The 2,841-nt window shown below is 73.3% G+C and carries 1 protein-coding gene; it reads left to right on the top strand.

Annotated elements, in window-relative coordinates; genetic code table 11:
* A partial coding sequence (locus DD1DGNOD_RS17825; protein WP_131770658.1) for an SDR family NAD(P)-dependent oxidoreductase occupies positions 1-2,586 on the top strand: 2,586 nt, incomplete at its 5' end.
* Between the last annotated feature and the right edge of the window lie 255 nt (positions 2,587-2,841).

Here is a 2,841-nt window from a genome sequence, read left to right as displayed (position 1 = left end):
TTGGAGCACATCATCGATTTTCTGGTGAGTGCTGCCGCACCTGCCACGACGGAGGCACCTGCCACTCCGGTGACGGCAACCGGGACCCCGCCCGCCGAGCAGGCGGCGCGGCACCCCGTCGAGCTCGTCGGACTGCCCGCGATCGACAGGATCGAACAGCCCTACGCGGCCAATCCGGTCGCCGTCGTCGTCGACCCCGGGAACCAGGAGGGCGAAGCGTTCACGGCAGGTCTTGAGGGGGCCGGCTGGACGGTGGTGCGGGTGAGCCTGCCGGCTTCCGGTGGGGACTGGTCGTCCGAGCTGGCCGCATGGGACGGCGAGGCCGTCGAGCGCCGGCTCTCCGAGGCGCTGAGCACGGCCGGCAGGATCGACCTCTGCCTCACCATTCTCGGCGGAAGCGAGACGTGGGATCACAGTGTCCGTCAGCTCGCCGACGCCGTCCTGGTGGCCAAGCATGCCAGCGTGCCGCTGGCCGCGGCCGCCCGTTCCGGTGACCGCGCCGCCTTCGTGACCGTCACCCGACTCGACGGTGGTCTCGGCCACCGCGGAGGGCGCCAGGCCGCTGAAGCGCTCCTCGGCGGAGTCGGCGGAGTGGTCAAGACGCTTGCCCACGAGGAACCGTCGATCTTCTGCCGCGCGCTCGACATCGATCCGGCGCTCGGCGACGACGACGCGCTCGCCGTCCTGCTGGACGAGGTGAGGGACGCGGCAGTCGACACCCTCGAGGTGGGGGTCGACGCCGCCCGCGGCAGGTGGACCGTGGCCCCCGGGCCGTACGGGTCACCGCTGGCGTCCACCGCCACCGCCGTGGCCGGCGTTACGACCGGACCGGTCCCGCCGGCGTCCACGGTCGGCGCGGGTGACGTGTTCGTGGTGACAGGCGGGGCACGTGGGGTCACGGCGTCCTGTGTGCGAGCGCTCGGCGAGCACAGCCAGGTGGAGTTCCTGCTGCTGGGGCGTACGGCGCTCACGGCGGAGCCCGACTGGGCCGCGGGCGTGGCCGAGGGCGACCTCAAGCGCGCGGCGATCGCCGCCCTGGGGGCCGGCGGTGGTAAGCCGCCGACACCGCGGCAGGTCGACGCGGTCCTGCGCGACATCCAGGCCCAGCGCGAGATCCGTTCGACGCTCGACGCCCTGGCCGGGACCGAATCCTCCGCGGCAGCCAGCTACATCCAGGTGGACGTGGGTGACGCCGCCGCCGTGCGGGATGCGCTGTCAGCGCACCGCGACCGGATCACAGGTGTGGTCCACGGCGCGGGAACCCTCGCGGACGGGCTTGTGCGTACCAAGACGCCCGACGACGTCCGCCGGGTCTTCACGCCGAAACTCGTCGGCCTGCGCAACGTCCTGGACGCGCTCGACGGCGCGCCCGTCCGCCACATCGTCCTGTTCACCTCGGTGGCGGGGCTGTTCGGCAACGCCGGCCAGGCCGACTACGCCGCCGCGAACGAGGCGCTGTGCCGGGTCGCGGCCAGCCTGAAGCACGAACACCCCGACCGTCACATCACGGCCATCGACTGGGGCGCCTGGGACGGCGGGATGGTCGCCGCCGACCTGCGTGAGGTGTTCCGTGCACGCGGCGTCGAACTGCTGGCGCCGGCAACGGGCGCGCGGAGGTTCGTGGAGCAGTTCAGCCCCGACCACGCCGACGACGTGTGCGTGCTGGTCGGCCAGAGCAAGGCGCTCACCGACGGTACCGGCCCGCGGCCGGCCCGGGCCTTCGTGGCTCGCCGCAACCTGACCGGCATCGAGGACACCGAGGTACTGCAGGCGCACCGCATCGACGCCTTCCCGGTCCTGCCTGCCACGTTCGGGCTCGGCTGGCTGGTGAACGTGCTGGAACGCGCCCACCCAGGGCTGCAGGTGATCGAGTCCCGCGGGTTCGAAGTGCACAAGGGCATCGTGTTCGACGGCGCACAGGGCCGTGAGTACCAGGTCGAGGTTCCCCTGGCCGAATCCCGGGACGGCCGGCTCACGGTGCGGGCAGGCGTCCGCGCCGCCGGCGGCAGCGGCCTGCCCATCTCGCACTACGTCGGCACGTTCGTGCTGGCCGAGGCCCCGCCCGCCGCGCCGACCGGGCCGGGTCGGCCGGGCGAGGCGGTAGGCAGCGGCCCCGAGGACGGCCTGGAGATCTACACCGGGGGCACCCTGTTCCACGGCCCGGCCCTGCAGGGCATCCGTCGCATCCTGCAGCGCCGGGACGACCGGGTCGTCCTGGAGTGCCGGTTGGCCGACCAGATCGTGGCGGGCGGCGCGTTCGCCGGTGCGCTGCACAGCCCGGTGCTCGCCGACATACTCCTGCACGGGCCGTCGGTGCTGGGCAGATGGCTGACGGGCCTGGCCTGCCTGCCACTGGCCGTCGGGCGCTGGGAGTACTTCGCCCCACTGCCGGACGGGGACCCGTTCGTCGTCGTCCTGGACGAGGTCAGGCGCGCCGCGTCCTCCATCACGGTCACGGTGACCGCCAGCGACCCGGGCGGGCGCGTCCTGCAGCGCCTCACCGACGTGTCGATGATCGGGACCCCCGACATGGCCGCGAAGTTCGCCGCGGCCGTCCAGTGGTGGCTGCCGCGGGAGGGGGCGTGACCGTGCGACCGCCCGCGACCCCCACCCCCGTCCGCCGCGAACGGACCGGTTCCACCAGACCGACGGAGATCAAGCGATGACAGCGGAGCAGGTGACGGCGGACCAGGTGGAGGACATCGACTCCCTGGAGTTCGTCGGCGAACCCTTCGACCCCACCCGGTGGCTGGTCGACGCCGCCCAGGCCGGTGCGACGCCGCATCTCCGGTTGCCGGAAGCGGGACACGACGAGGCCCGCTCGGCCGGCGTGCCCCACCC

Source organism: Candidatus Protofrankia californiensis (assembly GCF_900634765.1).
GTDB classification, from domain to species: domain Bacteria; phylum Actinomycetota; class Actinomycetes; order Frankiales; family Frankiaceae; genus Protofrankia; species Protofrankia californiensis.
This window is presented reverse-complemented; position numbering and strand designations above follow the sequence as displayed.